At 54.7% G+C, this 1,415-nt stretch carries 2 protein-coding genes and 1 pseudogene; all 3 read right to left on the bottom strand.

Annotated elements, in window-relative coordinates; genetic code table 11:
* Nucleotides 1-50: 50 nt before the first annotated feature.
* Nucleotides 51-470, bottom strand: a complete 420-nt coding sequence (locus U4E84_RS17365) for a nickel-responsive transcriptional regulator NikR (RefSeq protein WP_322533346.1) — start codon at nt 468-470, stop codon at nt 51-53.
* 104 nt (nt 471-574) lie between these two features.
* Nucleotides 575-1,090 (bottom strand): hypothetical protein, encoded by a 516-nt coding sequence (locus U4E84_RS17360; protein WP_322533345.1) that lies wholly within the window; start codon nt 1,088-1,090, stop codon nt 575-577.
* Nucleotides 1,087-1,415, bottom strand: a pseudogene (locus tag U4E84_RS17355) (nitrate ABC transporter substrate-binding protein); the annotation flags it as partial. The pseudogene U4E84_RS17355 and the gene U4E84_RS17360, both read right to left, overlap by 4 nt.

The raw sequence follows: 1,415 nt of genomic DNA, 5'->3' as shown, positions 1-1,415 counted from the left end.
ATATAGATAGGATATTAAAAGATGTTATCAGAGGGTATCGTACTCACATTTCACGTCTCGACCGTCTGACTCGCGTCTGGATCTGTCTGTTCGACCGGAACTGCCGTATATTCGACTGATACGTGTTCTTCAGTCCCTCGTACAGTGGCAATGAAAGACAGGAGAACGTCGTACTCACTTTCGAGTACGAACGTTTCGACACAGCCCGTCTTGTCCGTGAGACAGTTGTGTGAATTCGACCTGATCGAATCCTCAAAATCGTGTCGAATGTCCATCATCCGACGTTCGACTTCCGGCGTATCGTATGCGAAAACAGCAGTAACCGTCCCAAGAACAGTCTGTCCTTCGTATTCGGTCTGCTGATACTCATCGAGTAGTGACTGACATGCCTCTCGAATCACCTCGCTTCGACCAGTATATCCGTGTTCTTCCGCGAAACTGTCGAGGTCCTCGCGGAGTTGCTCCGTCATCGAAGAGCTCACGATTGGCATATATTAAGAAATAACTCAGAGATAATAGAGATAACGATATAGAAAATATTTTTAATAACTCTGTTCTGGCAGGATATCAGCGACTAGTGCGGACGAGGCTCCCCAAGTTCGGCCCGGATCTGTACAACGTACTCGACGAATTCGTGTGCTGTCCGTTCGCGTGGGCGCTCTACGTCGATCGCGACTGTCGACTGTACGGTTCCCGGGTCAGCATCCATAAGCGGGCGTAACCAGTCGTCGAACGTGCCGTTCCAGCCCATTAGCAACCCGAGTCCGATACCACAACTAGCTCCGAGGAGAAGGCCGGGAACGTAGTGGAACAATGTCTCTGTGAGGTGCGCAAGTCCAGTCGGTAGCACCAAATTTGATCCCGAGATGGGGACGACGATCGAGGTTGTGGTCGCGAACAAATCGACGAACGCGCGGACCGAGTCGAGCGGGCTTGGCACCAAGTACGACGGTTGAGTCACCATTGCGCCGACCCACCAGACGAGGAGGAACACGGCAAGTCCGCCCAGTCCGCGAAGGTACCATCGAAGGTCACTCTCGAAGCCCTGGGTACCCAGCGTGTCGGATCTAGTATCGGTATGCGTGCTCATTCCCGAGTGGTATCGTAGGGATCGAACGCAAAGAGGTTCTCAGTCGCGACCGGTTCCTCGATGTTGCCGACGTTCACGACGAATTCACCCATCGTCGCGGCTTGGTCAGTGATCGCGTGCGGATCCGAAAAGAAGTCCGACGCCTCGGACTCCATAGCGGCTCTCGCGAGGCCCTCGCTCACGCCGGAACCGATCACTGATGCGGCGTGGACGGCAGCCGTATCCGGTGTACCCCTCGTGAACTCGGTCGCGGCAGTGTGCTGTTCAACCAGAGACTGAGCGACCCCGCTGTTGTCGAGGACTCGGCGGTTCGCGAACAGTACCG

This window comes from Halorubrum sp. AD140 (assembly GCF_034497445.1).
GTDB lineage: Archaea > Halobacteriota > Halobacteria > Halobacteriales > Haloferacaceae > Halorubrum.
Note: the sequence above shows the minus strand (reverse complement) of the source record. Positions and strands in the feature narration are given on the sequence as shown.